Annotated in this window: 24 protein-coding genes; 13 read left to right on the top strand and 11 right to left on the bottom strand. The window is 62.3% G+C overall.

What is annotated here, in order from left to right; translation table 11 throughout:
- The 7 genes from EV561_RS37120 to betC all read left to right on the top strand — a co-directional run.
- Positions 1-1,477, top strand: a 1,477-nt coding sequence (locus tag EV561_RS37120; protein ID WP_207910508.1) for a hypothetical protein, incomplete at its 5' end; no start/stop codon positions are given.
- 449 nt (positions 1,478-1,926) lie between these two features.
- Entirely contained in the window at positions 1,927-2,514 is a 588-nt protein-coding gene (locus tag EV561_RS09290) for a transglutaminase-like cysteine peptidase (RefSeq protein ID WP_132520479.1), read from the top strand.
- Between the two features lie 123 nt (positions 2,515-2,637).
- On the top strand, positions 2,638-3,315 hold the full coding sequence (locus EV561_RS09285; protein ID WP_132521614.1) for a FadR/GntR family transcriptional regulator: 678 nt from the start codon (positions 2,638-2,640) through the stop codon (positions 3,313-3,315).
- Complete coding sequence (locus EV561_RS09280; RefSeq protein ID WP_132520476.1) at positions 3,312-4,607, top strand: MFS transporter; 1,296 nt, start codon at positions 3,312-3,314, stop codon at positions 4,605-4,607. Before EV561_RS09285 ends, EV561_RS09280 begins: the two co-directional genes overlap by 4 nt.
- 61 nt (positions 4,608-4,668) lie before the next feature.
- Positions 4,669-5,463 carry a trehalose-phosphatase gene (gene otsB, locus EV561_RS09275; RefSeq protein ID WP_132520473.1) on the top strand — a complete coding sequence of 265 codons (795 nt, stop codon included), beginning with the start codon at positions 4,669-4,671 and terminating at the stop codon, positions 5,461-5,463.
- 43 nt (positions 5,464-5,506) lie between these two features.
- Complete coding sequence (otsA, locus tag EV561_RS09270) at positions 5,507-6,883, top strand: alpha,alpha-trehalose-phosphate synthase (UDP-forming) (RefSeq protein WP_132520470.1); 1,377 nt, start codon at positions 5,507-5,509, stop codon at positions 6,881-6,883.
- Between the two features lie 154 nt (positions 6,884-7,037).
- Positions 7,038-8,561: a choline-sulfatase gene (gene betC / locus EV561_RS09265; RefSeq protein ID WP_132520467.1), complete on the top strand. Its 1,524-nt coding sequence runs from the start codon at positions 7,038-7,040 to the stop codon at positions 8,559-8,561.
- Between the two features lie 10 nt (positions 8,562-8,571).
- On the opposite strand, the gene EV561_RS09260 is transcribed toward betC, so the two are convergent.
- The 4 genes from EV561_RS09260 to EV561_RS09245 form a co-directional block, all read right to left on the bottom strand.
- Entirely contained in the window at positions 8,572-9,345 is a 774-nt protein-coding gene (locus EV561_RS09260; protein WP_132520464.1) for an ABC transporter ATP-binding protein, read from the bottom strand.
- Positions 9,342-10,385, bottom strand: a complete 1,044-nt coding sequence (locus tag EV561_RS09255) for an iron ABC transporter permease (protein WP_132520461.1) — start codon at positions 10,383-10,385, stop codon at positions 9,342-9,344. The genes EV561_RS09260 and EV561_RS09255 overlap by 4 nt, the downstream gene beginning before the upstream one ends.
- Positions 10,373-11,407, bottom strand: a complete 1,035-nt coding sequence (locus EV561_RS09250; RefSeq protein ID WP_132520458.1) for an iron ABC transporter substrate-binding protein — start codon at positions 11,405-11,407, stop codon at positions 10,373-10,375. Before EV561_RS09250 ends, EV561_RS09255 begins: the two co-directional genes overlap by 13 nt.
- 86 nt (positions 11,408-11,493) lie before the next feature.
- The gene (locus tag EV561_RS09245) at positions 11,494-13,077 is read right to left on the bottom strand and encodes a peptide chain release factor 3 (protein ID WP_132520455.1); all 1,584 of its coding nucleotides are present in this window, start codon (positions 13,075-13,077) and stop codon (positions 11,494-11,496) included.
- A 90-nt stretch (positions 13,078-13,167) separates the two neighbouring features.
- Between EV561_RS09245 and dut the strand changes: the two genes are divergently transcribed.
- Together dut and EV561_RS09235 are read left to right on the top strand one after the other, a co-directional pair.
- Positions 13,168-13,638: a dUTP diphosphatase gene (gene dut, locus EV561_RS09240; RefSeq protein ID WP_132520452.1), complete on the top strand. Its 471-nt coding sequence runs from the start codon at positions 13,168-13,170 to the stop codon at positions 13,636-13,638.
- Entirely contained in the window at positions 13,638-14,525 is an 888-nt protein-coding gene (locus EV561_RS09235) for a GNAT family N-acetyltransferase (RefSeq protein ID WP_132520449.1), read from the top strand. Before dut ends, EV561_RS09235 begins: the two co-directional genes overlap by 1 nt.
- Here the strand turns inward: EV561_RS09235 and EV561_RS09230 are convergent.
- Positions 14,497-15,003 (bottom strand): Lrp/AsnC family transcriptional regulator, encoded by a 507-nt coding sequence (locus tag EV561_RS09230; RefSeq protein WP_132520446.1) that lies wholly within the window; start codon positions 15,001-15,003, stop codon positions 14,497-14,499. The genes EV561_RS09235 and EV561_RS09230 overlap by 29 nt on opposite strands.
- Before the next feature lie 104 nt (positions 15,004-15,107).
- On the opposite strand from EV561_RS09230, the gene EV561_RS09225 reads away from it, so the two are divergent.
- The 4 genes from EV561_RS09225 (at position 15,108) to EV561_RS09210 (ending at position 18,209) form a co-directional block, all read left to right on the top strand.
- On the top strand, positions 15,108-16,055 hold the full coding sequence (locus tag EV561_RS09225; protein WP_132520443.1) for a DMT family transporter: 948 nt from the start codon (positions 15,108-15,110) through the stop codon (positions 16,053-16,055).
- Between the two features lie 29 nt (positions 16,056-16,084).
- A complete protein-coding gene (locus EV561_RS09220; RefSeq protein WP_132520440.1) occupies positions 16,085-16,702 on the top strand; it encodes a LysE family translocator in 618 nt (205 codons plus the stop codon).
- A gap of 131 nt (positions 16,703-16,833) precedes the next feature.
- Positions 16,834-17,802 (top strand): cysteine synthase A, encoded by a 969-nt coding sequence (cysK, locus tag EV561_RS09215; protein WP_132520437.1) that lies wholly within the window; start codon positions 16,834-16,836, stop codon positions 17,800-17,802.
- 107 nt (positions 17,803-17,909) lie between these two features.
- Positions 17,910-18,209, top strand: coding sequence for a putative quinol monooxygenase (locus EV561_RS09210; protein WP_132520434.1), 300 nt, complete (start codon positions 17,910-17,912; stop codon positions 18,207-18,209).
- 36 nt (positions 18,210-18,245) lie between these two features.
- Here EV561_RS09210 and EV561_RS09205 read toward each other — a convergent pair whose 3' ends face one another.
- The 6 genes from EV561_RS09205 to rsmI all read right to left on the bottom strand — a co-directional run bounded on the left by EV561_RS09205 (position 18,246) and on the right by rsmI (position 24,085).
- Complete coding sequence (locus EV561_RS09205) at positions 18,246-19,778, bottom strand: YifB family Mg chelatase-like AAA ATPase (protein ID WP_132520431.1); 1,533 nt, start codon at positions 19,776-19,778, stop codon at positions 18,246-18,248.
- Positions 19,779-20,075: 297 nt separating this feature from the next.
- Entirely contained in the window at positions 20,076-21,023 is a 948-nt protein-coding gene (gene gshB / locus EV561_RS09200; RefSeq protein WP_132520428.1) for a glutathione synthase, read from the bottom strand.
- 86 nt (positions 21,024-21,109) lie between these two features.
- On the bottom strand, positions 21,110-21,613 hold the full coding sequence (locus EV561_RS09195) for a cupin domain-containing protein (protein ID WP_132520425.1): 504 nt from the start codon (positions 21,611-21,613) through the stop codon (positions 21,110-21,112).
- Positions 21,614-21,713: 100 nt separating this feature from the next.
- Complete coding sequence (locus EV561_RS09190) at positions 21,714-22,703, bottom strand: endonuclease/exonuclease/phosphatase family protein (RefSeq protein WP_132520422.1); 990 nt, start codon at positions 22,701-22,703, stop codon at positions 21,714-21,716.
- A gap of 105 nt (positions 22,704-22,808) precedes the next feature.
- Complete coding sequence (locus EV561_RS09185; RefSeq protein ID WP_132520419.1) at positions 22,809-23,177, bottom strand: YraN family protein; 369 nt, start codon at positions 23,175-23,177, stop codon at positions 22,809-22,811.
- Positions 23,174-24,085, bottom strand: coding sequence for a 16S rRNA (cytidine(1402)-2'-O)-methyltransferase (rsmI, locus tag EV561_RS09180; protein WP_132520416.1), 912 nt, complete (start codon positions 24,083-24,085; stop codon positions 23,174-23,176). The genes EV561_RS09185 and rsmI overlap by 4 nt, the downstream gene beginning before the upstream one ends.
- Positions 24,086-24,152: the final 67 nt, after the last annotated feature.

The raw sequence follows: 24,152 nt of genomic DNA, 5'->3' as shown, positions 1-24,152 counted from the left end.
CGCCGTTATCGCCACCGTTGCCCTGGCCACCGTTGCCGCCGCCATTGCCCTGGCCGCCGTTATCGCCACCGTTGCCCTGGCCACCGTTGCCGCCGCCATTGCCCTGGCCGCCGTTTCCGCCGCCGTTGCCCTGGCCGCCGTTGCCACCACCATTGCCCTGGCCGCCGTTGCCCTGGCCGCCGTTACCGCCGCCGTTGCCCTGGCCACCATTACCGCCGCCGTTGCCCTGGCCGCCATTACCGCCGCCATTGCCCTGGCCGCCGTTACCGCCGCCGTTGCCCTGGCCGCCATTACCGCCGCCATTGCCCTGGCCGCCGTTTCCGCCGCCGTTGCCCTGGCCACCATTACCGCCACCATTGCCTTGGCCACCGTTGCCGCCGCCATTACCGCTGCCGTTGCCGCCGCCATTGCCTTGGCCACCGTGGTCTCCGCCACGTCCGCCATGGTCACCACCGCGTCCGCCGTTGCCTTGGCCACCGCTGCCGCCACCATTGCCTTGGCCGCCGCTGCCGTGGTCGCCGCCACGCCCGCCATGATCGCCACCGCGGCCACCGTTACCGCCTTGGCCCTGGCCGCCGTTGTTGCCGCCATTGCCCTGGCCGCCATGATCGCCACGGCCACCGTGGTCTCCACCACGTCCGCCATGATCGCCACCGCGACCACCGTTACCACCTTGACCGTGACCGCCGTGACCGCCGTGATCGCCGCGTCCGCCACGGTCGCCACCTCGGCCACCGTGATCGCCTTGGCCGCCGTTGCCGCCATTGCCCTGGCCGCCGTGGTCGCCACGGCCACCATGATCACCACCACGGCCACCATGATCACCACCACGACCGCCATGGTCGCCGCCACGTCCACCGTGATCATCACCACGACCGCCGTGATCACCGCGGCCACCATGGTCACCGCCACGTCCGCCGTGTTCACCGCCGCGACCGCCATGGTCGCCACCTTTGCCGCCATGGCCGTGGCCGCCGTGATGGCCGCCATTGCCGTTGTTCCCACCGTTACCGTTGTGATCGCCGTCGCCATCGTGGCCGTGATGACCACCGTCGTGTCCATGGCCATTGTGGCCGCCATGGCCGCCGTTACCGTTGTGACCGCCATTGCCATTGTGGTCGCCGTGACCGTTATGGTCGTGGCCGCCGTGATGGTGGCCACCATGATGATGGTCGCCGCCACCGCCATTGCCGCCATCACCACCGTTGCCGCCGTCACCTCCATTTCCACCGTCGCCGCCATTGCCACCGTCGCCGCCGGAGCCGTTGTCGCCGCCGTTACCGCCCGACCCATTGTCCCCGCCGTTACCGCCGGAACCGTTGTTGCCGCCGCCATTATTGCCCGAGCCGTTGTCGCCGCTGCCATTGTCGCCGCTGCCGGAACCATTATTACCGTTGCCACTGGTGCCGTTGCCGGCAGAGTCGCCACCGGTACCGCTGTTGGTGCCCGAGCCGCCATTGCCGCCGGTCCCACCTGATCTGGAGGTACGGAATCCCTTCGAGTTGTTCTGCCCTGAGGAGGACGGATCGGATGTCGGGTTTATCGTTGCTGTCGGCTTGCACAGTATTGCCGCTATGGAGCCGGGCGCCGCATGCGCGCAATCCGCTGCTGATTGAGCACTAACTAAACTTGTAGTTGCAAGCAAGAATGCAGCACTTGCTGCTATGATTATGCCATAGTGTTTCATTACGCTTCCCCTCCCTTGCCAAGGTCTTTGAGCTTAACGTTGCGTTAGGATGTACTTAACCGAACGTTAATTACAATAAATCTTCATGATGAGAGGGTTTAGGCAGATTTAACCTGTGATTTTTCTAGTTATACATTCGCGGCTAATTCCTTTAATCACTCCGAAAGATGCGTATGCCTAAATGATTACTCCGATTCTGTATCGAAGTGGCACTTTCGCCTTTTACGGGAGACTTTCTCATGAGAATCCTGCTTTTTGTGGCGTTTGCGTTTGTTTCAGTGATTAGTTCGAATGAACCGAGTTTCGCCAATTCTCACCTAGCCTCCACGCGTTCCGTCGGCGCGCCGCCGGCCTTCGTGTCGGCCTGTCACCGCTATGCCTGGCTTTGCAGCAACCGGCCTGGACGAGCCATGAGCGATAATGAGGCACTGTCGCTGCTGAAGCAGGTCAACAGCCGGGTGAACGCGGAAGTAATCCCCGCCGAGGATGTTGCAACCTCCGGCAAACAGGATTACTGGTCGCTGCCGATCAACGGACGCGGCGACTGCGAAGACTATGCGCTCCTGAAGAAGAAGGAATTGCTCGACGCCGGCTTCAAGTCGGACCGGCTTGCAATGACCGTCGTGCTCGATCGAAACGGCGGAAACCACTCCGTCCTGATGGCTCGCTTGGATAGCGGCGACTATGTGCTGGACAATCTCGGCAGCCGGGTCAAACCCTGGGAAGACACCGGCTATACTTTCATCGCCCGACAGAATTTCGAGAACCAGCGGAGCTGGCAGGTTATTCTGGCCGGACCACGGGCGCGCCTGATCGCATCGAAATAACTTTTACATCGGATGGGACGAAGGACCGCAAGTTGCGGTCCTTTCTGTTCGGTCGCCGCTTGACGGGCAGTTTCCTTACCATTATTCATAAAGTCATCCGATGACTTTATGAATATGATCTCGATGGAACCGCTCTCTCGCAGCAGCCTGGCTGAAAACGCCGCCGACAGTATTCGCGCCGATATTCTCGCGCATCGTTGGGCCGTCGGCGAAAAGCTGCCGAACGAAGCCACGCTGTCGACCACACTCTCCGTCAGCCGCGGCACGATCCGCGAGGCCGTGCGCGTCCTCGTCTCCCAGGGCTATCTCGAAACGCGGCAGGGGTCGGGCACCTATGTGCGCTCGACCGTCGATGCGACTCGGACCCTCGGCATGGCCCGCAGGGCCGGATTGCGCGACCAGTTCGAGGCGCGCTGCGCGCTCGACGTCGAGGCTGCACGGCTCGCCGCCATCCGCCAGACACCCGCTGTCATTTCCGAATTGCGCGCGCTGCTTGCCGCGCGAGGCCATTCCACCGATAGCGATCGCGCGGCTTTCGTCGCCCGGGACATTGCCTTTCACAAGGCGGTCATCGCCGCCTCCGGCAACCGGGCGATGATCGAAATCTATGAATTCTTCTCCGCCTCGATCCAGGAAACGATCGAAGCGACCATCTCTGCCGAGGTGCCCGAACCCGACATGCAGGCGCATGCCGAGATCGTCGACGCCATCGAAACCGGCGACCCGCAACAGGCCGATGCCGCAGTGCGCCGTTTCATGGCGCCCGTCATCGCCGCATTGGACAGGATGCTGCTGTCATGAGCCAATCCATATCGCAAACGTCAGACATCCTCAGCGACGCCGAAGAGCCACTGATCGACGCGGAAGCCGATAGCATCCCCCGGCCGCAGCCTCCTGTTCTCCAGAGCGCTGCCGGCCGGATCATTCTCGGCGTCAGCCTCGTCCTCATTGCCTTCAATCTTCGGGCGATATTCTCCAGCGCCTCGGCATTGCTGCCCGAGATCCGCACGGAACTCGGCCTATCGGCGACCGGCGCCAGCCTGCTGACCACCCTTCCCGTCGTCTGCCTCGGCCTGTTCTCGCCGCTTGCCGCCAGGCTTGCGCAGCGTATCGGCTCGGAGCGGACATTGCTTGGCGTGCTGGTCCTCCTGGCAATCGGGACCGCCATGCGCGGGCTGCATTCCGTCCCTCTGCTCTTTCTCGGAACGGCGATTGCCGGCGGCTGCATCGCGGTCGGCAACGTGCTTCTCCCCGGACTGGTCAAGCGCGACTTCGCCGACAAGGCCGCACTGATGACCGGCTTCTACACGATGGCCCTTTGCGCCAGCGCGGCCGGTGCTGCCGGCTTCACCTTGCCGGCGGAGCGATTTTTCGGTGGCTCGCTCGACATGGCGCTTGCGATCTGGGCGCTGCCGGCTTTCATCACCATGCTGATCTGGCTGCCGCAGGCGCTTTCCGCGGGCAAGCAGGCCCGAAAGACCGGCTTTCGCGTCGAAGGATTGTGGAAGGACAGGCTGGCCTGGAAGGTCACGCTTTTCATGGGCTTCCAGTCGGCGCTCGCCTATTGCGTCTTCGGCTGGCTGGTTCCGATCCTGCGCGAGCGCGGCGTCGACGGCGTCACGGCTGGCGCCATCGTTTCGGTGTCGGTCATGGTGCAGGCGGCGTCCTGCCTCGTTTGCCCGCACATCGCCGTGCGCGGCAAGGACCAGCGCCTGATCAACGTGGCGCTCTGCGCGATAGCGGTTATCGCGCTGCTGGGGCTGCTTTTTGCGCCGCTCTCCACCGTCTGGCTCTGGGCCGTGCTGCAGGGTATCGGACAGGGCGGGTTGATCGCCGTCGCACTCACCGTCATCGTCCTCAGGTCCCGCGATGCCCATGTCGCGGCACATCTGTCCGGCATGGCGCAATGCGTCGGCTATCTCCTCGCCTCGATCGGCCCGCTGATCGTCGGGCTGATCCGCAGCTGGACGGGCGGCTTCGGCTGGACCGCGGTTCTATTCGTCCTCCTCGGCCTTGCGGCGGCGATCAATGGTTGGCAAGCCGGACGCACGGGGCATGTCGGGGCACGGACTGTCACCATCAAACCCGAGTGATCGGTCCCCTGCCAGTGGATTCTGCCTTGCCCCAAGAGCATCGTGACATAGGTACGTTCCTATGTCTTATCAGGAAAAGCTTGCGACTGGCGCAACGTCAGAAGCGCCAATGGACGAGCCGGCATTTACCGCGCTCTCACTCAATCCCGAAGAATGGGCTCTCTTTCTTGATATCGATGGCACGCTGATCGATCTTGCGGAAACGCCGGATAGGGTTGTGGTACCTCCTGGCTTACCGGCCAATCTCCATGCATTGTCCGAAAGACTGGGCGGCGCTCTGGCGCTGGTGACGGGACGGGCGGTGTCGCTCGCCGACAGCCTGTTTTCGCCCTTCAGATTTCCGATCGCCGGGCTGCACGGCGCCGAGAGACGGGACGCTGAGGGCCAAATCCGGCGTATTCACATCTCGCCCGCCTTCGAGGCGATTAAGGCGGCGATCGCCGAGGAGGCGAAGGCCTGGCCGGGCGTTCTCATCGAGGACAAGGGCGCTGCCGTCGGCGCGCATTTTCGCCAGGCTCCGGAGCATCAGGCCGTCGTGGACGAGATGATGCAACGCCATATCAGGGCGGCTGGCCCCGACTGGACCCTGCAGCGCGGCAAGATGGTGGTCGAAATTCGCCCCGCCCGCGCCGACAAGGGTGCGGCGGTCGAGGCCTTTCTGGAGGAGACGCCTTTTAAAGGCCGCCGTCCGCTCGCGATCGGCGACGACGTCACCGACGAGGCGATGTTCCATGCCGTCAACCGCATCGGCGGTCAGTCCCTGCGTGTCGGTCCGCTCAATGCGCAGACCGTCGCCCGTTCGTCCATCCCCTCTCCTGACGCTCTTCGCCACATGATCGGGAGGCTCGTGGCGTGAGCATTTTCAGCACCATTTGTTTTTTGCCTGAAAGGATATTTCCGTGAGCCGTCTTGTTGTGATTTCCAATCGTGTCCCCGTCCCTGACAAAGGCGGCATTGCGCCGGCGGGCGGGCTTGCCGTCGCCTTGCACGCTGCGCTGGAAGAACGCGGCGGCATATGGATGGGCTGGTCGGGAAAATCCAGCGGTGAACGCGAGCCGGAGCCGCTCTCCCAGAAGGTCCAGGGCAAAATCACCTATGCCCTCACCGACCTCACCGACACAGATGTCGAGGAATATTATCACGGCTTTGCCAACCGCGTTCTTTGGCCGATCTGCCACTACCGGCTGGATCTTGCTGAATACGGGCGCAAGGAGATGGCGGGATATTTTCGCGTCAACCGCTTCTTTGCCCATCGCGTCGCGCCGCTGATCAAGCCCGACGACATCATCTGGGTGCACGATTACCATCTCATTCCGCTTGCCGCGGAACTTCGGCAGATGGGATTGAAGAACCGCATCGGCTTTTTCCTGCATATCCCCTGGCCGCCGGCCGATGTGCTCTTTGCAATGCCGGTGCATGAGGAGATCATGCGCGGGCTTTCGCACTATGATCTCGTCGGCTTCCAGACGGACCATGATCTCGAGAATTTCGCCGGTTGCCTGAAGCGTGAGGGAATGGGCGGAGCGCTGGGCGATAATCTCTATTCCGCACAGGGCCGAACCTTCAAGGGCGGCTTCTACTCGATCGGCATCGAGACCGCCGCATTTGCCGATTTCGCCAGGCGCGCCGCCCACCAGAGCATGGTGCGCAAGGCGCGCCAGAGTATCGAAGGCCGCGACCTGATCATCGGCGTCGACCGGCTCGATTATTCAAAGGGCATCACCCAGCGGATCGACGCCTTCGAACGCTTCATCAAGGCCAATCCCGCGCATCAGGGACGCGTGACCTATCTGCAGATCACGCCGAAATCGCGCTCGGAAGTGCCGGAATACGAAGCGATGCAGCGCATGGTCGCCGAGCAGGCCGGTCGGGTCAACGGCGCCAGCGGCACCGTGGACTGGGTGCCGATCCGCTACATCAATCGCTCCGTCGGCCGTCATATTCTGGCCGGACTATACCGGCTGGCGAAGGTCGGCCTCGTAACGCCACTGCGCGACGGCATGAATCTCGTGGCCAAGGAATATATCGCCGCACAGGACCCCGAAAATCCCGGCGTTCTGGTGCTTTCCCGCTTTGCCGGCGCTGCCCGCGAACTCTACGGCGCGTTGCTCGTCAACCCATACGACGTCGAGTCGACCGCAAACGCGATGGCACGGGCGCTGAACATGCCGCAGGAAGAGCGTATCGAGCGCTGGCGGGGCATGATGAACCACCTGCTCGAATACGACGTCTCGCGCTGGTGCAACGATTTCCTCAAGGACCTGACCTCGGACTAGAGCCCTTACCGGCTCTGGCGGCGTCGCAAATAATCCGTTTTACAGCGCTGCCACCTTCGTGCGACGAAACCCCTTGCTCTAAAAAGGCATAAGGCATCGGGAAACCGGCTCGCTTAGGCGTCCCGACATCCCTCGACAGGCAGGATATGGTTTCATGGCGCGCCCGAACATTCTCATCATCATGGTCGATCAGCTCAACGGAAAGTTCTTTCCGGATGGCCCGGCCGATTTCCTACACGCGCCGCATCTGAAGGCGCTGGCGGCCCGTTCCGCCCGCTTCCGGAACAACTATACCTCGTCGCCGCTCTGCGCGCCGGCGCGCGCCTCCTTCATGGCCGGACAGCTGCCGAGCCGGACCGGCGTTTACGACAATGCCGCCGAATATGTTTCGTCAATCCCCACCTATGCGCATCATCTGCGCCGCGCCGGTTACTACACGGCTCTGTCGGGCAAGATGCATTTCGTCGGGCCCGACCAGCTGCACGGCTTCGAGGAGCGGCTGACAACCGATATCTATCCGGCGGATTTCGGCTGGACGCCCGATTACCGCAAGCCCGGCGAGCGCATCGACTGGTGGTATCACAATCTCGGCTCGGTGACCGGCGCCGGCGTTGCCGAGATCACCAACCAGATGGAATATGACGACGAAGTCGCCTTCCTCGCCAACCAGAAGCTCTATCATCTGTCCCGCGAGAATGACGACCAGGGTCGCCGCCCCTGGTGCCTCACCGTTTCCTTCACGCATCCGCACGACCCCTATGTTGCGCGCAAGAAATTCTGGGATCTCTATGAAGGCTGCGAGCATCTGCTGCCGGAGATCGGCGCCCTTCCGGAAGACGAACAGGACCCGCATTCGAAGCGGATCATCCATTCCTGCGACTACCAGAATTTCGACGTGACCGACGACAACGTCATGCGCTCGCGCCGTGCCTATTTCGCCAATATTTCCTATATCGACGAGAAGGTCGGCGAGCTGATCGACACGCTGGCGCGCACGCGGATGCTCGACAACACCTATATCCTGTTCTGCTCCGACCATGGCGACATGCTCGGCGAGCGCGGTCTCTGGTTCAAGATGAACTTCTTCGAAGGCTCGGCCCGTGTGCCGCTGATGATCGCAGGGCCTGGCATCAAGCCCCGCCTGCATCTGGAGCCGAGCTCCAATCTCGATGTGACGCCGACGATGACCGATCTCGCCGGCATTTCCATGGAGGACGTGCAGCCGTGGACCGACGGCATCAGCCTTGTGCCTGTCATGAAGGGCGAAGGCCGCACCGCGTCTGTGCTGATGGAATATGCGGCGGAGGGATCCTACGCGCCGCTCGTTTGCATCCGTGAGGGCAAGTGGAAATATATCCATTGCGTGCTCGATCCGGACCAGCTTTTCGAGCTCGACAGCGACCCGCTGGAGCTCAGAAACCTCGCCGACGATCCCGATTTCGCCGACGTCGTCGCGAGCTTCCGCAGACAACGGGAGGAGCGCTGGGACATGGGTGCCTTCGACGCCGCCGTTCGCGAGAGCCAGGCGCGCCGCTGGGTGGTCTATGAGGCGCTGCGCAATGGCGCTTATTATCCCTGGGATCACCAGCCGCTGCAGCGCGCCTCGGAGCGCTACATGCGCAACCATATGGACCTCAACATCCTGGAAGAGAGCCAGCGGTATCCGCGCGGCGAGTGAAGAGGCGGGGCTAATCCAGGCGCGGGACGCAGAGCCTCGCATCACTGCCCGCAACGGAGCCGATGACGACATCGATCCCGTAAAGCCGCTTCATCATGTCAGGAGTCAGTACTTCTGCGGGGGCGCCGAGCGCGATCAGCCGCGCCTCGTGCAGCAACGCGACGCGATCGGCGACGAGGAAGGCATGGTCAGGATTGTGCGTTGACAGGATGATCGACAGGCCGCGCTGTGACAACCTCCGGATATGCGCAAGCAGCCGCATCTGGTTGCCGTAGTCGAGGCTCGATGTCGGCTCGTCCATGACGAGGATGGAGGGTGATTGCGCCAGCGCGCGGGCGATCAGGACCATCTGCCGCTCGCCGCCGCTGATCTCGGTATAGGGACGCTCAGTGAGATGAGCCATGCCGAGACTCGATAGAGCCTCCGCCGCGGCGGCCCGATCGGCAGCGCCGGGCATGGCGAAGGGTTGCAGATGCGCTGCCCGCCCCATCAGCACCACATCGAAGACGGTGAAGGGGAAGAGCGCGGTATGGGCCTGCGGCACATAGGCGATACGCTTCGCGCGCTCGCGGCGCGACCAGCCGGAGAGCGGCTTGCCATCCAGTGTGATCTCGCCCGCTTTCAGCGGCAGCAGGCCGAGAACAGTCTTGAAGAGCGTCGTCTTTCCCGCCCCATTGGGGCCGAGCAGGGCCAACACCTCGCCTTCCGCCAGCGACAACGTTACATCCTCGCCAATCGTGCCTGTGCCATAGCCGAAAGAGAGCCTGCTAAGATCAAGCTTCATTGCCAGCCCCTCCTGCCTGAGGCCAGCAGCCAAAGGAAGAACGGCGCGCCGACGGCCGCCGTCAGGATACCGAGCGGCACTTCGATCATTGCGATCGTGCGGGCGAGCATGTCGACGACGAGGAGATAGGAACCGCCCAGCATCATCGAGGCTGGCAGCAAGCGGCGAAAATCGGGACCGACGAGCATGCGGGCAATATGTGGAATGACGAGGCCGATCCAGCCAATAATGCCTGAGATGGAGACGGCGGCCGCCGTGATCAGCGTGGCCGACAGAATCAGGGCCAGCCTTATCCGGCGCGTATCGACGCCGATCGACTGTGCCTCCTCATCGCCGAGCGCCATCAGGTTCATCTGCCAGCGCAGCAACATCAGTGGCACGAAGCCGAGGATCAGCGCCGGGAGGATGGAGAGGATATCGCCGCGCGTGATGACCGTGAGGCTGCCGAGCAGCCAATAGGTTATAGCCGGGAGCTGATCGTAGGGATCGGCGAGGATCTTGATCAGCGATATGCCTGCGCCCACCAGCGCCGCCACGGCGATGCCTGCCAGCACCAGCGTCAGTGCCGGATCGCAGCCGCGAATTGTTGCACCGACTACGTAGACAGCGGCAACAGCGAGAAGCCCGCCAAGAAAACTGGCAATCTGGATCAGCACGACGGGCAAGGAGAGGAAGATGCCGAGCACTGCACCGAGGCTGGCACCGGCAGAGACGCCTAGAATATCCGGCGACACTAGCGGATTGCGGAAGAGGCCCTGATAGGTGGCGCCGGCGGCCGAAAGCGCAGCGCCGATGCAGAGGCCGGCGGCGACGCGCGGCAGGCGGACATTCCAGAGAACGGTCGAAAGAATCGGATCGACCTTTTGGCCCGTCAAAGCCGCGCCGAGCGCATCGAACAACTGCATCGGTCCGGCACCATATTTTCCGACCATCATCGACAGGCAGGCGAGGATCAGCAAGCCGGCAAGGCCGAGCCACAGGAGGCCATTGCGTGACGAGGTCCGCGCAGGCGCCGCCTCTCCTGCCGCTAGTTTTGCGATGTCGCAGCACCTTTCAGCAGGATCTGCAGCTGCTCATCGGTCAGATCGACCTGATAGAAGAGCTTGTAGAAATCTCGGACTTCGCCGGAGAGATCGGCCGTGAAGACCTTGGGATAGAGCAGCTTTTCCAACCAGGCGATGCCGATCAAGCGGTTGATGCCGGGCGGGGCGTCGAACCAGCCGAAGGGCAGGCTTGGCGTGACGAAGACCCGGCTGTTCTTTACGGCGTCGATGCTCGCCCAGGTCGGATCGCTCTTGACGGCGGAAGCGAATTTGCCGCTGGCCGCGAGGATCGTATCCGGGTTCCAGGCAAGAATTTGCTCAAGCGAGACTTGCGTCAGCCCGCCCTTGCCCGCAGCGGCCGCGACATTGGTTGCGCCAGCCGCTTCGAGGATTTCCAGGCTGATGGAGCCGGCAAGCCCGGTTTCGAGACCCGCCGGGCCGCGGCCGTAATAGACCTTCGGTCGCTGATCGGCTGGGATGGTTGCGAGCTTGTCGCTGAGATCCGTCAGCTTGGCATCGGCATAGTCCGCCAGCAGCTTGGCGCGATCGGGCACGCCGAGGATGTCGCCCGCCTGCTTCAGCGTCTCGGCGCTCTTCGCGAAACTACCGTCGATCAGGACATAGGGGATGCCGGTCTGCGCCTGCACCTTGTCGGCCAACGAGGCATAGGTCGGATTGACCGTGCCGACATCGATGATGAGATCGGGCTTGGCAGCAATGACGGATTCCATGTTCGCCGTTCCGCCCTTGCCCGTTAGCCGGCCATAGGCGGGCAGATCGCGGACTGACGGCATAAGGAACGGCTTTTCCGCATCGCTCGGCGCCTGAACCCAGCCGGTCAACTTGTCGGGAGCGAGCACATAAACGAGCACCGAGGCCGGCGGGCCGGCGGCCAAGACGCGGCTGACCTTGTCGGGAATGTCGACCTTTCGGCCGGCGGCATCGGTAATCGTTCGGGCATCGGCGGCGGATAGAAATCCAAGAAACGCAAATGAAACAGCCGCAATGAATTTCAGCATCGCAAATCGCCTGCCCTGATCGAAAACCTATCAGGGCGGCACTATGGCATAGCGTTATAGCCGATGGAATATGTCGAGCCCGGATATCACGCCGCTTTGACGGCGTGATATTCCTTGATGGCGACCATCTTGATTGCCGGATGACGTTCGGCCTCGTAACGCAGCGAAAAACCGTCCTGCGCCAGGAAAACAGGATCGCCATCGAGATCACGGGCGATATCGCCGCGCTTGACCGTGATGAACTTGTCGAGGTCGGCGGCCTGATCGGCAGAGACCCAGCGGCAAACGGAGAAACGCGACATCTCGAAGGAGACCGGCAGGCCGTATTCGGCCATCAGGCGCTCCTTCAACACGTCGAGCTGCAGCGCGCCGACGACGCCGACGATGGCCGGCGAGCCGTCTTCCGGCGAGAACAGCTGCACGACGCCTTCCTCGGCCATCTGCTGCAGCGCTTCCTTAAGCTTCTTCGCCTTCATCGCGTCCTCAAGGCGGACGCGGCGCAGGATTTCCGGCGAGAAATTCGGCACGCCCTGGAAGACAAGGCTTTCGCCTTCGGTCAGCGTATCGCCGATGCGCAGCGTGCCGTGGTTCGGAATGCCGACAACATCGCCGGCAAAGGCGGTATCAGCGAGCTGGCGCTGCGAGGCGAAGAAGAATTGCGGTGCCGTGAGGCCCAGCTGCTTGCCGGTGCGGGCGAGCCGTGCCTTCATGCCACGCTCCAGCTTGCCGGAGCAGATGCGGGCAAAGGCGATGCGGTCGCGATGGTTGGGGTCCATGTTCGCCTGGATCTTGAAGACGAAGGCGGTCATCTTGTCTTCGGCTGCATGGACGGTTCTGACGTCGGCCACCTGGTCGCGCGGCGGCGGAGCAAATTCGCCGAGCGCGTTGATCAGGTCGCGAACACCGAAATTGCGCAGCGCCGAGCCGAAGAAAACCGGCGTCATATGGCCTTCGAGGAAGGCTTGACGATCAAAGGGACGGCAAGCCTCGATCGCGAGCTCGGTTTCATCGACAAACGCCTGGCGCTCGTTTTCCGGCAGCCGGTCCGCCACGCTCTGGGGGCCGTTGACCGGCGTGCCCTCGACTTCGGTATCGGAGCCGCGCACGGTGTTGTCGGCAAGATTGTAGGATCCGCAGAAGGTCTTCGAGCGGCCGATCGGCCAGGTGACCGGGGCCGTATCCAGCGCCAGCTTTTCCTCGACTTCATCAAGGATCTCGAAGGGATCTCGGCTTTCGCGGTCCATCTTGTTGATGAAGGTGATGATCGGGATGTCGCGCATGCGGCAGACTTCGAAGAGCTTCAGCGTCCGCGGCTCGATACCCTTGGCGGCGTCGATGACCATGACGGCCGCATCGACCGCCGTCAGCGTACGATAGGTGTCGTCGGCGAAGTCCTCGTGGCCGGGCGTGTCCAGGATGTTGAAGACATTATCGTTATATTCGAAGGTCATAACCGAGGTGACGACCGAGATGCCGCGCTCGCGCTCGATCTTCATCCAGTCGGAGCGCGTCTGCATGCGGTCCTTCTTCGCCTTGACTTCGCCGGCGAGCTGAATGGCGCCCCCGAAGAGCAGCAGCTTTTCGGTGAGCGTCGTCTTACCAGCGTCCGGGTGGGCAATAATAGCGAATGTGCGGCGGCGGGAGACCGCCTCGGCGAGACTTTCGGCCATGATGTGAATCCTGTGGAATTGCGGCGTATCTAGCGATTAAAGGCCCGCATTGCAATTGACCTTCTAGGCTTGGGGGCAAACTAATGCCCCATGACCATTCACACTGACACCCGCCCGACCCTCAATCTCGTTCGTCTTCCCAACGGTGAAGGCCTCGATCTGCCCGCCTATGAAACGAAGGGGGCGGCAGGAATGGACCTGCGCGCCGCCGTCGAGGATGGCGCTGCGATGACGATCCTGCCGGGCAAGCGCGCACTGGTGCCGACCGGCTTCATCTTCGAAATCCCTGACGGCTACGAAGGCCAGATCCGCCCGCGCTCCGGCCTTGCCTTCAAGCACGGCATCACCTGCCTCAACACGCCGGGTACAATCGACAGCGACTATCGCGGCGAAGTGAAGGTTCTGCTGATCAATCTCGGCGAAGAGCCGTTCGAGATCACGCGTGGCATGCGGATTGCCCAGATGGTGATTGCACCCGCCCTCCAGCTGCGCGTCGCTGAAATCACCGAGCATACGCAGACCCTGCGCGGTGCCGGCGGCTTCGGCTCGACCGGTGTGTGATGGCTGAGCCTGGCGATCACGGGCTGAGTTTTCGGCAGGACTATTTCGGCGACCCAGCGGGATGGACCGCGCTTGTCGATCTTCTGCAAGACATATTTTCCATCGACGTAAGCCTGCTGGATCAATTCGGCGGGCCTGATCCCTCCAGCATGCCGTTCGGCTATTTCAACGATGCGGGCGTATGTGTGGCGAATTTCAGCGCCTTCTCCATGCCCGTCGTCATCAATGGGCGGCCGGTGAAGGCTGCCGGGTTCCAGTCAGGCGCCGTGCGGCCGGAATGGCGCGGGCGTGGGCTCTATCGCGACCTGATGCGCAGGGCCTTCGCGTGGACCGACGCGCAGCGGTTCGAACTCGGACTGCTGCTCACCGAAAAGCCGGCGCTTTACGAGCCCTATGGTTTTCGGACCATAGCGCAGCATTGTTTCGTTGGTGAACCACCGTCCGTCCTGCCGGAGCAGCCGCCTGCAGCCACCCTCGCCCTGCCCGGCGACGGCGAGGCGATCAAATCGCTGCTGCTCCGGCGGACGCCGGTCTCGCAACGCTTCGCCGTCACGAAGCAGATGGAAATGTTCCTGCTGAATACCTGTTTCGATCCGGATATCCGACTCAGCCGGCTCGCCAAGGAAGATGTCGTGGTCGCGTGGAAGCTCGATGGATCCTGCCTGAGACTTCTCGACGTGGTCGGCCAATCGATCCCTTCGCTTGCCTCGATAATAGCTGGTCTGCGTGTCGCGCCCGATCGGATCGCGACCTGTTTTCCCACCGACCTCCTGGACTGGACCGGAGCCGCCACGCTGTATCAGGGCTACACCGTGCTGATGATGCGCGGGGCAGTCGCGGACGACATAACCGAGCCGGTCATGCTTTCGCCGATGACGGAATTCTAGCCGAAGACATTCCAGCCGAAGACAGGGGCGGCAGACGGCGCTTCACCGGTGTCGACTTGACCATCGACGTGCTGGTTTCCGCGCGCTCGACGATCCTGTCCAGAATTCCATCGAGTTCGCTCATCGAGCGAACCACCAGGCGGCCGATGAAGCAATCGTCGCCCGTGACCTTGTCGCATTCGATGAATTGCGGGGTTTCCTGGATCAGGCGTTCGACCATGTGCAGCATGCCCGGCAATGGCCGGATACGAACGATCGCCTGCAGGGGATAGCCTATCGCGGCCGGATCGAGATCGATGGTGAACCCGCCGATGATGCCGCGCTCCTCCAGCCGGCGCAATCGATCCGCGGCGCTGGGGGAGGAAAGCCCGACCTCCTGCGCCAGTTCCTTCAGCGACATGCGAGCGTTGCGCGCCAGCGCTTCCAGGAGCCGCTGGTCGACTCCGTCGAGGTCCAATTCATTATTATAGGAATTCATCTTCTTGCCTTCCATAATCAGGCATTTTCCGAATTTTTCCTTCCAAAGGATATATAAATCCGGCCGATCTGACAATACTATCGGATGGCAAAGAGGTGATTGTCATGAGCGATTTGAAACGCGGAACTGTAGAAATGACGGCGGCCATGCTGATCTCGGGAACGATTGGCTGGTTCGTGCTGATGTCGGGCCAGCCTGTCATGGCCGTGGTCTTCTGGCGCTGCGCCTTCGGTGCGCTCGGCCTGCTCGTCATCTGCGGTGCGCTGGGCTTGTTTCAGCGCAAGTTTCTTACCTGGCGCAGCCTTCTAGTCGCGATACTGGGTGGCGTCGCCATCGTTTCCAATTGGCTGCTGCTTTTTGCATCCTATTCGCATGCTTCGATCTCCATTGCGACGACCGTCTATAATACCCAGCCATTCATGCTGCTGGGGCTGGGTGCGCTTTTTCTAGGCGAACGGATCACGCTCGATAAGCTTTTCTGGCTGATGCTTGCCTTCGTTGGGATGGCGGCGATCGCGATGGGTAAATCGGCAGCGGGCGACGGCAGCTATTTCCTCGGCATACTTCTGGCGCTGGGTGCCGCCTTTTTCTATGCGCTGGCGGCCCTTGCCGCGAAATGGCTGAAGGGCACGCCGCCGCATCTGATCGCGCTTATCCAGGTGGTCACGGGCATGCTGATGCTGGCGCCCTTTACCGATTTTTCCGCCCTGCCGCAGGGTGCCGCTCCCTGGTCGATGCTGGCGACGCTGGGCATTGTCCACACCGGCATCATGTATGTGCTGCTCTATGGCGCAATCCAGAAGCTGCCGACGCATCTGACCGGTGCTCTGTCCTTCATCTATCCAATCGCGGCGATCGTCGTCGACCGCATCGCTTTCGGTCATGCGCTGCAGACGATACAGATAGCAGGCGCCGTGGTGATCCTGCTGGCTGCGGCGGGCATGAATCTTGGATGGTCGCCGAGAATTCTCCTTCGCAGGGCTGCTGCCGGCTGGTCTGGTGCCGCCGGCTCGCAAGGGGCGCCGATTGCAGACAGCGGCAAGGAAAGCTAAAAGACGGAAAAGGATCCGGAGGAAAATCCATGACGCTGGCGGGGCTGCTGACCTATAGCGGTGCATTGTTCATTGCCGCTGCCATTCCAGGACCGGGGATTACGGCGATCGTGGCGCGGGCGCTGGGATCGGGCTTTCGCGAAACATTTTTCATGGGGCTCGGCCTTGTCCTGGGCGACATGACCTATCTGACGGCCGTGATCCTCGGCCTTGCCTTTGTGGCGCAGACCTTCACGGAAGTGTTCCTCGTCATCAAATTCGCTGGCGTTCTCTATCTTGCCTATATCGCCTGGAAACTCTGGACCTCGGGCCTGCTGCCCCAGGAGATTGCGGCGCGCAAATCCTCCAGCATCGGCATGTCGTTTCTATCAGGACTTCTGGTGACTCTTGGCAACCCGAAAACCATGCTTTTCTACGTGGCGCTGGTGCCGACGCTGATCGATATCCGCTCGATCGGCCTCAGGGACTATGGCCTGTTGCTTGCCACGACCTTTGTCGTTCTGCTGGTCGTGCTCGTTCCCTATATGCTGCTTGCCTCGCGTGCCCGCACCCTGATGAAGAAGCCGAAAGCCCTGCAGGCGCTGAACCGGGTGGCGGCGGGCATTCTTGCCGGAACGGCGGCATTCATCGCGACACGGGCGGCCTGAAAAAACGTTTCCCAAAGCATTACGGTTGAAGGCTTTTTTCTCGCGCGCCGAGCGGCGGATGCGCAAAGCCGCTCTAGTCACCTGCCATGTTTGACCCTATTCTCCCCCTCCAAACCTGAAGGGAGAGCACCATGTCCGAAACCCATAAGCCAGGCCGCGGCCGCATCTATGGTTCGATCACAGAAACGATTGGCGACACACCGATCGTGCGCCTCGACAAGCTGGCGAGGGAGAACGGCGTCAAGGCCAACCTGCTGGCAAAGCTGGAGTTCTTCAACCCGATCGCATCGGTCAAGGATCGTATCGGCGTCGCCATGATCGAAAGCCTCGAAGCCCAGGGCAAGATCACGCCCGGCAAGACAACGCTGATCGAGCCGACATCGGGCAATACAGGCATTGCGCTCGCCTTCGCCGCCGCCGCCAAGGGCTATAAGCTGATCCTGACCATGCCGGAGACCATGTCGATCGAGCGCCGCAAGATGCTTTTGCTGCTTGGCGCCGAGCTCGTGCTGACCGAAGGGCCGAAGGGCATGAAGGGCGCGATTGCCAAAGCTGAAGAGCTGGCCGCCTCGCTTGGCGACGCGATCATTCCGCAGCAGTTCGAAAATCCGGCCAACCCTGAAATTCATCGCAAGACAACCGCCGAGGAAATCTGGAACGATACCGAAGGCACGGTCGACATCCTCGTTTCCGGCATCGGCACGGGCGGCACGATCACTGGCGCGGGCCAGGTGCTGAAATCGAAGAAGCCCGGCATCAAGGTGGTCGCCGTCGAGCCTTCGGAATCACCGGTTCTATCCGGTGGCGCGCCGGGTCCGCACAAGATCCAGGGCATCGGCGCCGGCTTTGCGCCCGCCATTCTCGACACCAAGATCTATGACGAGATCATCACGGTGAACAGCACCGAAGCGCTCGAGACCGCCCGCCACGTTGCTCGCCTTGAAGGCGTTCCGGTCGGCATCTCATCGGGTGCTGCCTTGGCCGCTGCCATCAGGGTCGGCCAGCGCGAGGAAAATGCCGGCAAGAACATCGTCGTCATCATCCCCTCCTTTGCCGAGCGCTATCTCTCGACGGCACTGTTCGAAGGCCTGGGCGGCTGATAGCCGGCTATATTCTGACCAGATCCGGAAGGGCGCTACGGCGCCCTTCATGCTGTTCGGCCCCACATTTCCCCCGCACTCAACCTTGCCAGAAAGCCCTGAGTTCCATGCTGCTGATCGTCGGAACAATTCGCCTGCCACCCGGGAACCTTGATGTCGCCCGGCCGGTGATGAAGCGGATGGTGGAGGGCACTCGCGCGGAAGACGGCTGCCTGGAATATTCCTATGCCGAGGATGTGCTCGACCGCGGCCTCATCCACGTGAAGGAAATGTGGCGGGACCAGCCGTCGCTGGATCGTCATTTCGAATCGCCGCATTTGGCTGAATGGCGGGCAGCCTGGCCGGAACTCGGCATCCATGACCGGAAGCTGCGCAGCTACGAGGTCGGCGAAGCGCGCGAAACCTGAGAGCCCTTCGCTGTCCCCAACAAGTCTAAACGGCGGTTATGCCGCGGCCGTCAACCGCTCGCCGGCGATGCGATAGGAAATCGCCTCGGCGAGATGGATGCGGCCGACGGTCGACTTCTCGTCCAGGTCGGCAAGCGTCCGCGCGACCTTCAGCACGCGATGATATCCGCGGGCGGAGAACTTCATCTTTTCCGCCGCATCACGTAGCAATTGCAGCCCGGCTGCATCGGGTTCGGCCAGCTTCTCGATCATCGACGTGGAGCAGCGCGCATTGGTGCCTGTTGCTGGCATCCCGGCGGCGACAAACCGTTCCCGCTGACGCTCTCGGGCGCGCGCAACGCGTGCGGCGATATCGGCGCTCTTCTCGGCCGGCATCGGACGGATGAGGTCGGCCGCCGAGACAGCGGGAACGTCGATGCGGATATCGATGCGATCCATCAACGGGCCGGAAATGCGGCCCTGATAGTCCGTCATGCAGCGCGGACCGCGGGCGCAGGTATGTCCCGGCTCGCCCGCCATGCCGCAGCGGCAGGGGTTCATCGCCGCAACGAGCTGGATGGTCGCAGGATAGGAAATCCGGTGATTGGCGCGGGCGATGATGCATTCACCCGTCTCCAGCGGCTGGCGCAGGGCATCCAGCGCCTGAGGCGAGAATTCGGGAAACTCGTCGAGGAACAGGACGCCATGATGGGCAAGCGATGCCTCGCCGGGCCGGGCGCGCAGACCGCCGCCGACAAGGGCCGCCATGGTTGCGGAATGATGCGGGGTGCGGAAGGGCCGCCGGTCAGAGAGCTTGCCGCCGGACAGTTGGCCGGCGATGGAATGGATCATTGAGACTTCCAGCAGTTCCTGGGCGGACAGCGACGGGAGGATTGAGGGAAGCCGCGAGGCGAGCATGGATTTTCCGGAACCCGGCGGTCCGACCATCAAGAGATTGTGCCCTCCTGCCGCAGCCACCTCCAAAGCACGCTTGGCGCTTTCCTGGCCCTTGATGTCGGCGAGATCGGGAAGGTTGGCAGCATTGGCGCGAATGGCGGGCTCCGGTCGCGAGAGCACCTGCGTGCCGCGGAAATGATTGGCGAGCGCAATCAGGCTGCGCGGGGCGAGGATGTCGATCTGCGAGCCGGCCCAGGCTGCCTCCGCGCCGCTTTCCGCCGGGCAGATCAGGCCCTTTCCCATGGCGTTTGCGCCCATCGCAGCCGGCAGGGCGCCTGCGACAGGGGCGATCGTTCCGTCGAGATTGAGTTCGCCGAGCACGACGAAATCGGATAGCGCATCGGCCGGAATGGCACCGAGGGCAGCCATCAGCCCGAGGGCAATCGGCAAGTCGAAATGCGATCCTTCCTTCGGGAGATCAGCGGGGGCGAGATTGACCGTCACCTTCTTTGGCGGCAGCGCCAGACCGGAAGCATGGAGCGCTGCCTGAACCCGCTCCCGGCTTTCGGCCACCGCCTTGTCCGGTAGGCCGACGATCTGAATGCCCACCTTTCCAGGCGCAACCATGACCTGAACTTCCACGGGAACGCCTTCAATGCCCTGAAATGCAACCGTGCTTACCCGCGCGACCATGCCCTGTCCTCCATGCCGCAACCCCTTACACCGCGAAATACAGACCCTCTGGTGCTATGAATTGCAATCATGCATGGAAAAAAGAATAAAACAAGAACAATAAACGAACAATCGCACCTTACCGCTGCATTAAAGTTGCAATGAGTTGTAGCGGCGGAACAAACGGCAGATGAATCGCGAAACCGCGCTGGCAGCTAGGTTTGTCGGCAAGCTCTCAACGTCATCCACGGCCTCGTTGTAAAGCCCGAGGATGACGAAAGAGCCGTTGGCAGACTTTTTCGGTAGTCTGACGCGCCCTCAGGCGCGCTTGCTCTCGATTGCATCCCAGAGGAGGCTGGCGATATCGGCGCCGCCGAAGCGCTTGACCTCGCGGATGCCGGTCGGCGAGGTGACGTTGATTTCCGTCATGTAGTCGCCGATGACATCGATGCCAACGAGAAGGAAGCCGCGCTCCCTCAGCGCCGGACCGATGCGCTTGCAGATTTCCTGCTCACGGGCGGTCAACTCGGTCGCCTCGGCGCGCCCGCCGACATGCATGTTGGAGCGGCTGTCATGCTCGGCCGGCACGCGGTTGATGGCACCGACAGCTTCGCCATCGACGAGGATGATGCGCTTGTCGCCCTTGCGGACGTCAGGCAGATATTGCTGGGCGATGAAGGGCTCGCGGAACAGTTGGCCGAACATTTCCAGCAGCGAGGAGAGGTTTCGGTCGTCCTTGGTGGAATGGAAGACGCCTGCGCCGCCATTGCCATAAAGCGGTTTCAGGATGATGTCGCCCATCTCGTCGCGGAAGCGGCGGATCTCGGCGGGGTCCTTGGTGATCAGCGTCTTCGGCATGAGATCGGCGAATTCGGTGACGAAGATCTTTTCCGGCGAATTGCGGACCCAGGCCGGGTCGTTGACCACGAGGGTCTTTTGATGGATGCGCTCAAGCAGGTGCGTCGAAGTGATATAGGACATGTCGAAGGGCGGGTCCTGGCGCAGCAGGACGACGTCCATGGTGGAAAGGTCCACACGCTCCGGCTCGCCAAGGGTAAAATGATCGCCCTTGATGTCGCGCAGTTCCATCGGCTCGACGGTCGCGAAGATCTTGCCGTCGCGCATGCTCAGACGCTCAGGCGTGTAGTGAAAGAGCTTGTAGCCGCGTGTCTGCGCTTCCAGGCTCATGGCGAAGGTCGAGTCGCCTGCAATGTTGATGCCTGATACATGGTCCATCTGGACCGCGACGTTCGTAATCTTCGCCATGTCTGTCCCTCGCTCGGATGCCGGACAGATTTAGGTCCGCCGCCCTCCAAACGCAACGCCTGTTCGGCGAGTTCGCAAAGCTTGTTTCAGGCCGCGATGCCCTGAAGGCCGCCGCTGCGGACGAGATTGCGGAGCCGGTAGGCCATGGTGAGCGGTTTCGGGAAAGGCTTGCGGCAGAAGGCAACCTTCTTCACATAGCGCTCGATGCGCCAGACCGCGGAGGTACCGCCGGCGAAATAGGCGACGTCGCCAGCGCGAAGCAGGCGCTCGGTACCGTCCTCGGCGGTCACATGGACTTCCCCTTCCATGATCATGACGGTCTCGTCCCAGCCGAACTGCCACTGGAATTCGCCCGCCGTGCAGTCCCAGATCGCAGTCACCGCCGCATCGTCCTGCCCGCGGGAATGCTCGGCGAGCCGCGCGACCGGCGCGCCCGAGAGAATCCAGGACGGCTCGATCGGCGAGGGCTTCATCTCCATCTCGTCTGCGGTGCCGGCCACGAAATTCCTCGGTGCGGGCTGCGCCATCATTTCGGGCACAGCGCGCACGGCAAATGCCGCAGCACTCGCAAACACAAAGTTCCAAGCCATAGCAAAGCCCCCGTCATACCTCTTGCGTCGATCTTTGAATGGCATGACGGGAGTAACGGCTTCATTGAAAGGAAAGCCGGCATTTTAACGATTTCAATTTTTAGGCGAAACTTTCAACCGTACAAACAATCATATCGTGGTCGGTAAGCGGCTTTCCTTCCTCGTTCAGCGAGGAGACGAGATGGCTCTCGCTGATCTTCAGGCCGCGGCAGACGATCCAGTCGAGCTTCATGGCGCGCTCTGGGAAACGGGTAATCAGGCTCGGGCGGGTGCTCGTCTGATCGAGCGGGCCGCCATGGCATTCGAAGCCGCGTGCTTCAGCCATCGCAAACAGCGTATCGGTCCGGTAGTCGCCGCCAGAGTGATTGCCGGTGTTCAGGTCACCGCCGATCAGGATCGGAAGGCCGGGCGCATAGGCCTCGACGGCGTCCATCAGGGCTGATATCTGCCGTTCACGATAGGGGCCGTCGGCGACGCTTTCGAGATGGACGGAGACGGCAACGAAAGGGCCGGCTTCCGTTTCGACCGTGGCCCCGATCGCGCAGCGCTCGCCGACGCGCGGCTGCTCGTTGCTGTCCTTGAACCACTTGCCTTCGCCCGGAAGCCGGAAAACAAAGGGATCCTTCAACGGAGTGGATGCCATCAGCGCGTTGCCGTGGAAACCCTTTTCGTTGAAGTCGTCCTTGCAGAAGGAATGTTCGATTTCGGAACCGAGGCTCAGTTCAAGGAACTCGATACCATAGGCATAGGCCATGCCGAGCTCACCGGCGACGATGGCGGTGGGATCGGCCTGGCCGGTACGGGCCATGCCCTCGTCCATTTCCGAGAGAAGGACGAGGGGCGCCCCGGTTTTCCGCAGCTTTTCGGCGCTTTCCAGCGGGAAGAGGCAACGCTCGAGATTCCAGGCCGCAACGGTGAAAGGAAAGGCAAGCGGGGTTGAAAGGTCGGCGCCGCCTATCCGAACCGTATTCATGCAGTCGAGCGAGGCAATGGTCGCATCATGGATATCGGGGCGCTTTTCCAGCGCAATGAAGGCTTGGCGCGCTTCCTGGGAGGGAACGTCGAACACAGATACGGTCTTGCGGATCATGATGAAATGCCTGCCTGTTTTAGATGGGGGCCTTGGCCTTGCTTTATCAGCAAGACGAGATGCGCCGGCCATAGGCGCGTTCTATGACAGGGCCGTGAAGATCGCTCAGAAAGCATCCATGAAATGCCGCGGCCAGCGGCCGGGCAGGATGGCGACGATATCGTAGCGTTGCGACAGGGCCGCATAGTCACGCTGGCGGGCGAGCCAGAGGTCGCTTGCGGCGCGGATCCGCCTTTGCGTGCCGTAGGACACCGCGTCCACGGCTTGCTGCTCTTCGCGCCGCGCCTTCACCTCGACGAAGACGGCGAGATCGCCTTTGCGAGCGATGATGTCGATCTCGCCGAGCTTGGTGCGATGCCTGATGGCAACGATGCGGTAGCCCTTCAGCAACAGAAAGGTGGCGGCGAGATATTCCGATACCTGGCCGCGGCGCCAGGCTTTCTGTCGCTTGCGGCGTTCGTCGTTCTCGATCATTCAGCGTTCTTCATGTCGAGCAGGCGCTGATAGAGCTCCTTGCGCGGCAGGCCGGTCAGTCGCGCGGCTTCGGTCGCGGCCTTGGCGGTCGGCAATGTTCGGGAAAGATCGGCTAGGATCGCCTCGACATCGGCTTCCGGGGTCTCCTTTGCCTCGGGTGGCCCGACCACGAGGACGATTTCGCCCTTCACGTTATCGACCTTTTCGTAATGGGCCGCCAGCTCGGAGAGCGTGCCCCGCCGGAACTCCTCGAAAGTCTTGGTCAGTTCGCGGCAAACTGCGGCCCGCCGATCTCCTCCCAGAACATCGGATGCACCGGCGAGGGTGGCGGCAATGCGGTGCGGCGATTCAAAGAAGATCAGCGTCGCCGGAACTTCAGCCAGTTCGCTCAACCTGTCGCGACGGCCCTTGTCCCTGGCAGGCAGAAAGCCCGCGAAAAAGAAGGCATCATTCGGCAGGCCGGAGCCGACAAGAGCGGCAAGCGGTGCGGATGCGCCCGGGATGGGCACGACGCGATAGCCGGCCTCGATCGCCTGAAGCGCGAGCCTGTAGCCAGGGTCGGAGACCAGCGGCGTGCCGGCATCCGACACCAACGCCACCGAGCGGCCATCTGCCAGCGCCTGCAGCAGCCGGGGACCGGCTTCATCCGCATTGTGCTCATGATAGGCATAGGGGCGGTTCTGGATGCCGTAACGGTCGAGGAGGACGCGGGTGACGCGCGTATCCTCGCAGGCCAGCACGTCGGCGCCTGCCAGCGTTTCCAGGGCTCGGAGCGTAATGTCGCCGAGATTGCCGATCGGCGTTGCGACAAGATAGAGCGCCGTCTCCAGGGGGCGGGCCGGAACTGCCGTGTTATGTAGCCGGAAGCCGCGAACCCTGCCTCCCTCGCCCGAAATCTCGTCGCTCATGTCGTGTCGATACCCTGTCCTAAAGTCTAGCCTTTATGGGCGAGGCAGTCGCCTTGGGCAAGACCGG

This window comes from Rhizobium sp. BK376 (genome assembly GCF_004341625.1).
Taxonomy (GTDB): domain Bacteria; phylum Pseudomonadota; class Alphaproteobacteria; order Rhizobiales; family Rhizobiaceae; genus Rhizobium.
Note: the sequence above shows the minus strand (reverse complement) of the source record. Positions and strands in the feature narration are given on the sequence as shown.

What these genes read in the sequence shown, in the direction of transcription:
- EV561_RS09290 (WP_132520479.1), top strand. Translation starts at nt 1,927, where the DNA reads ATGAGAATCCTGCTTTTTGTGGCGTTTGCGTTTGTTTCAGTGATTAGT.
- EV561_RS09285 (WP_132521614.1), top strand. Translation starts at nt 2,638, where the DNA reads ATGGAACCGCTCTCTCGCAGCAGCCTGGCTGAAAACGCCGCCGACAGT.
- EV561_RS09280 (WP_132520476.1), top strand. Translation starts at nt 3,312, where the DNA reads ATGAGCCAATCCATATCGCAAACGTCAGACATCCTCAGCGACGCCGAA.
- otsB (WP_132520473.1), top strand. Translation starts at nt 4,669, where the DNA reads ATGTCTTATCAGGAAAAGCTTGCGACTGGCGCAACGTCAGAAGCGCCA.
- betC (WP_132520467.1), top strand. Translation starts at nt 7,038, where the DNA reads ATGGCGCGCCCGAACATTCTCATCATCATGGTCGATCAGCTCAACGGA.
- EV561_RS09260 (WP_132520464.1), bottom strand. Translation starts at nt 9,345, where the DNA reads ATGAAGCTTGATCTTAGCAGGCTCTCTTTCGGCTATGGCACAGGCACG.
- EV561_RS09250 (WP_132520458.1), bottom strand. Translation starts at nt 11,407, where the DNA reads ATGCTGAAATTCATTGCGGCTGTTTCATTTGCGTTTCTTGGATTTCTA.
- EV561_RS09245 (WP_132520455.1), bottom strand. Translation starts at nt 13,077, where the DNA reads ATGGCCGAAAGTCTCGCCGAGGCGGTCTCCCGCCGCCGCACATTCGCT.
- dut (WP_132520452.1), top strand. Translation starts at nt 13,168, where the DNA reads ATGACCATTCACACTGACACCCGCCCGACCCTCAATCTCGTTCGTCTT.
- EV561_RS09235 (WP_132520449.1), top strand. Translation starts at nt 13,638, where the DNA reads ATGGCTGAGCCTGGCGATCACGGGCTGAGTTTTCGGCAGGACTATTTC.
- EV561_RS09230 (WP_132520446.1), bottom strand. Translation starts at nt 15,003, where the DNA reads ATGAATTCCTATAATAATGAATTGGACCTCGACGGAGTCGACCAGCGG.
- EV561_RS09225 (WP_132520443.1), top strand. Translation starts at nt 15,108, where the DNA reads ATGAGCGATTTGAAACGCGGAACTGTAGAAATGACGGCGGCCATGCTG.
- EV561_RS09220 (WP_132520440.1), top strand. Translation starts at nt 16,085, where the DNA reads ATGACGCTGGCGGGGCTGCTGACCTATAGCGGTGCATTGTTCATTGCC.
- cysK (WP_132520437.1), top strand. Translation starts at nt 16,834, where the DNA reads ATGTCCGAAACCCATAAGCCAGGCCGCGGCCGCATCTATGGTTCGATC.
- EV561_RS09210 (WP_132520434.1), top strand. Translation starts at nt 17,910, where the DNA reads ATGCTGCTGATCGTCGGAACAATTCGCCTGCCACCCGGGAACCTTGAT.
- EV561_RS09205 (WP_132520431.1), bottom strand. Translation starts at nt 19,778, where the DNA reads ATGGTCGCGCGGGTAAGCACGGTTGCATTTCAGGGCATTGAAGGCGTT.
- gshB (WP_132520428.1), bottom strand. Translation starts at nt 21,023, where the DNA reads ATGGCGAAGATTACGAACGTCGCGGTCCAGATGGACCATGTATCAGGC.
- EV561_RS09195 (WP_132520425.1), bottom strand. Translation starts at nt 21,613, where the DNA reads ATGGCTTGGAACTTTGTGTTTGCGAGTGCTGCGGCATTTGCCGTGCGC.
- EV561_RS09190 (WP_132520422.1), bottom strand. Translation starts at nt 22,703, where the DNA reads ATGATCCGCAAGACCGTATCTGTGTTCGACGTTCCCTCCCAGGAAGCG.
- EV561_RS09185 (WP_132520419.1), bottom strand. Translation starts at nt 23,177, where the DNA reads ATGATCGAGAACGACGAACGCCGCAAGCGACAGAAAGCCTGGCGCCGC.
- rsmI (WP_132520416.1), bottom strand. Translation starts at nt 24,085, where the DNA reads ATGAGCGACGAGATTTCGGGCGAGGGAGGCAGGGTTCGCGGCTTCCGG.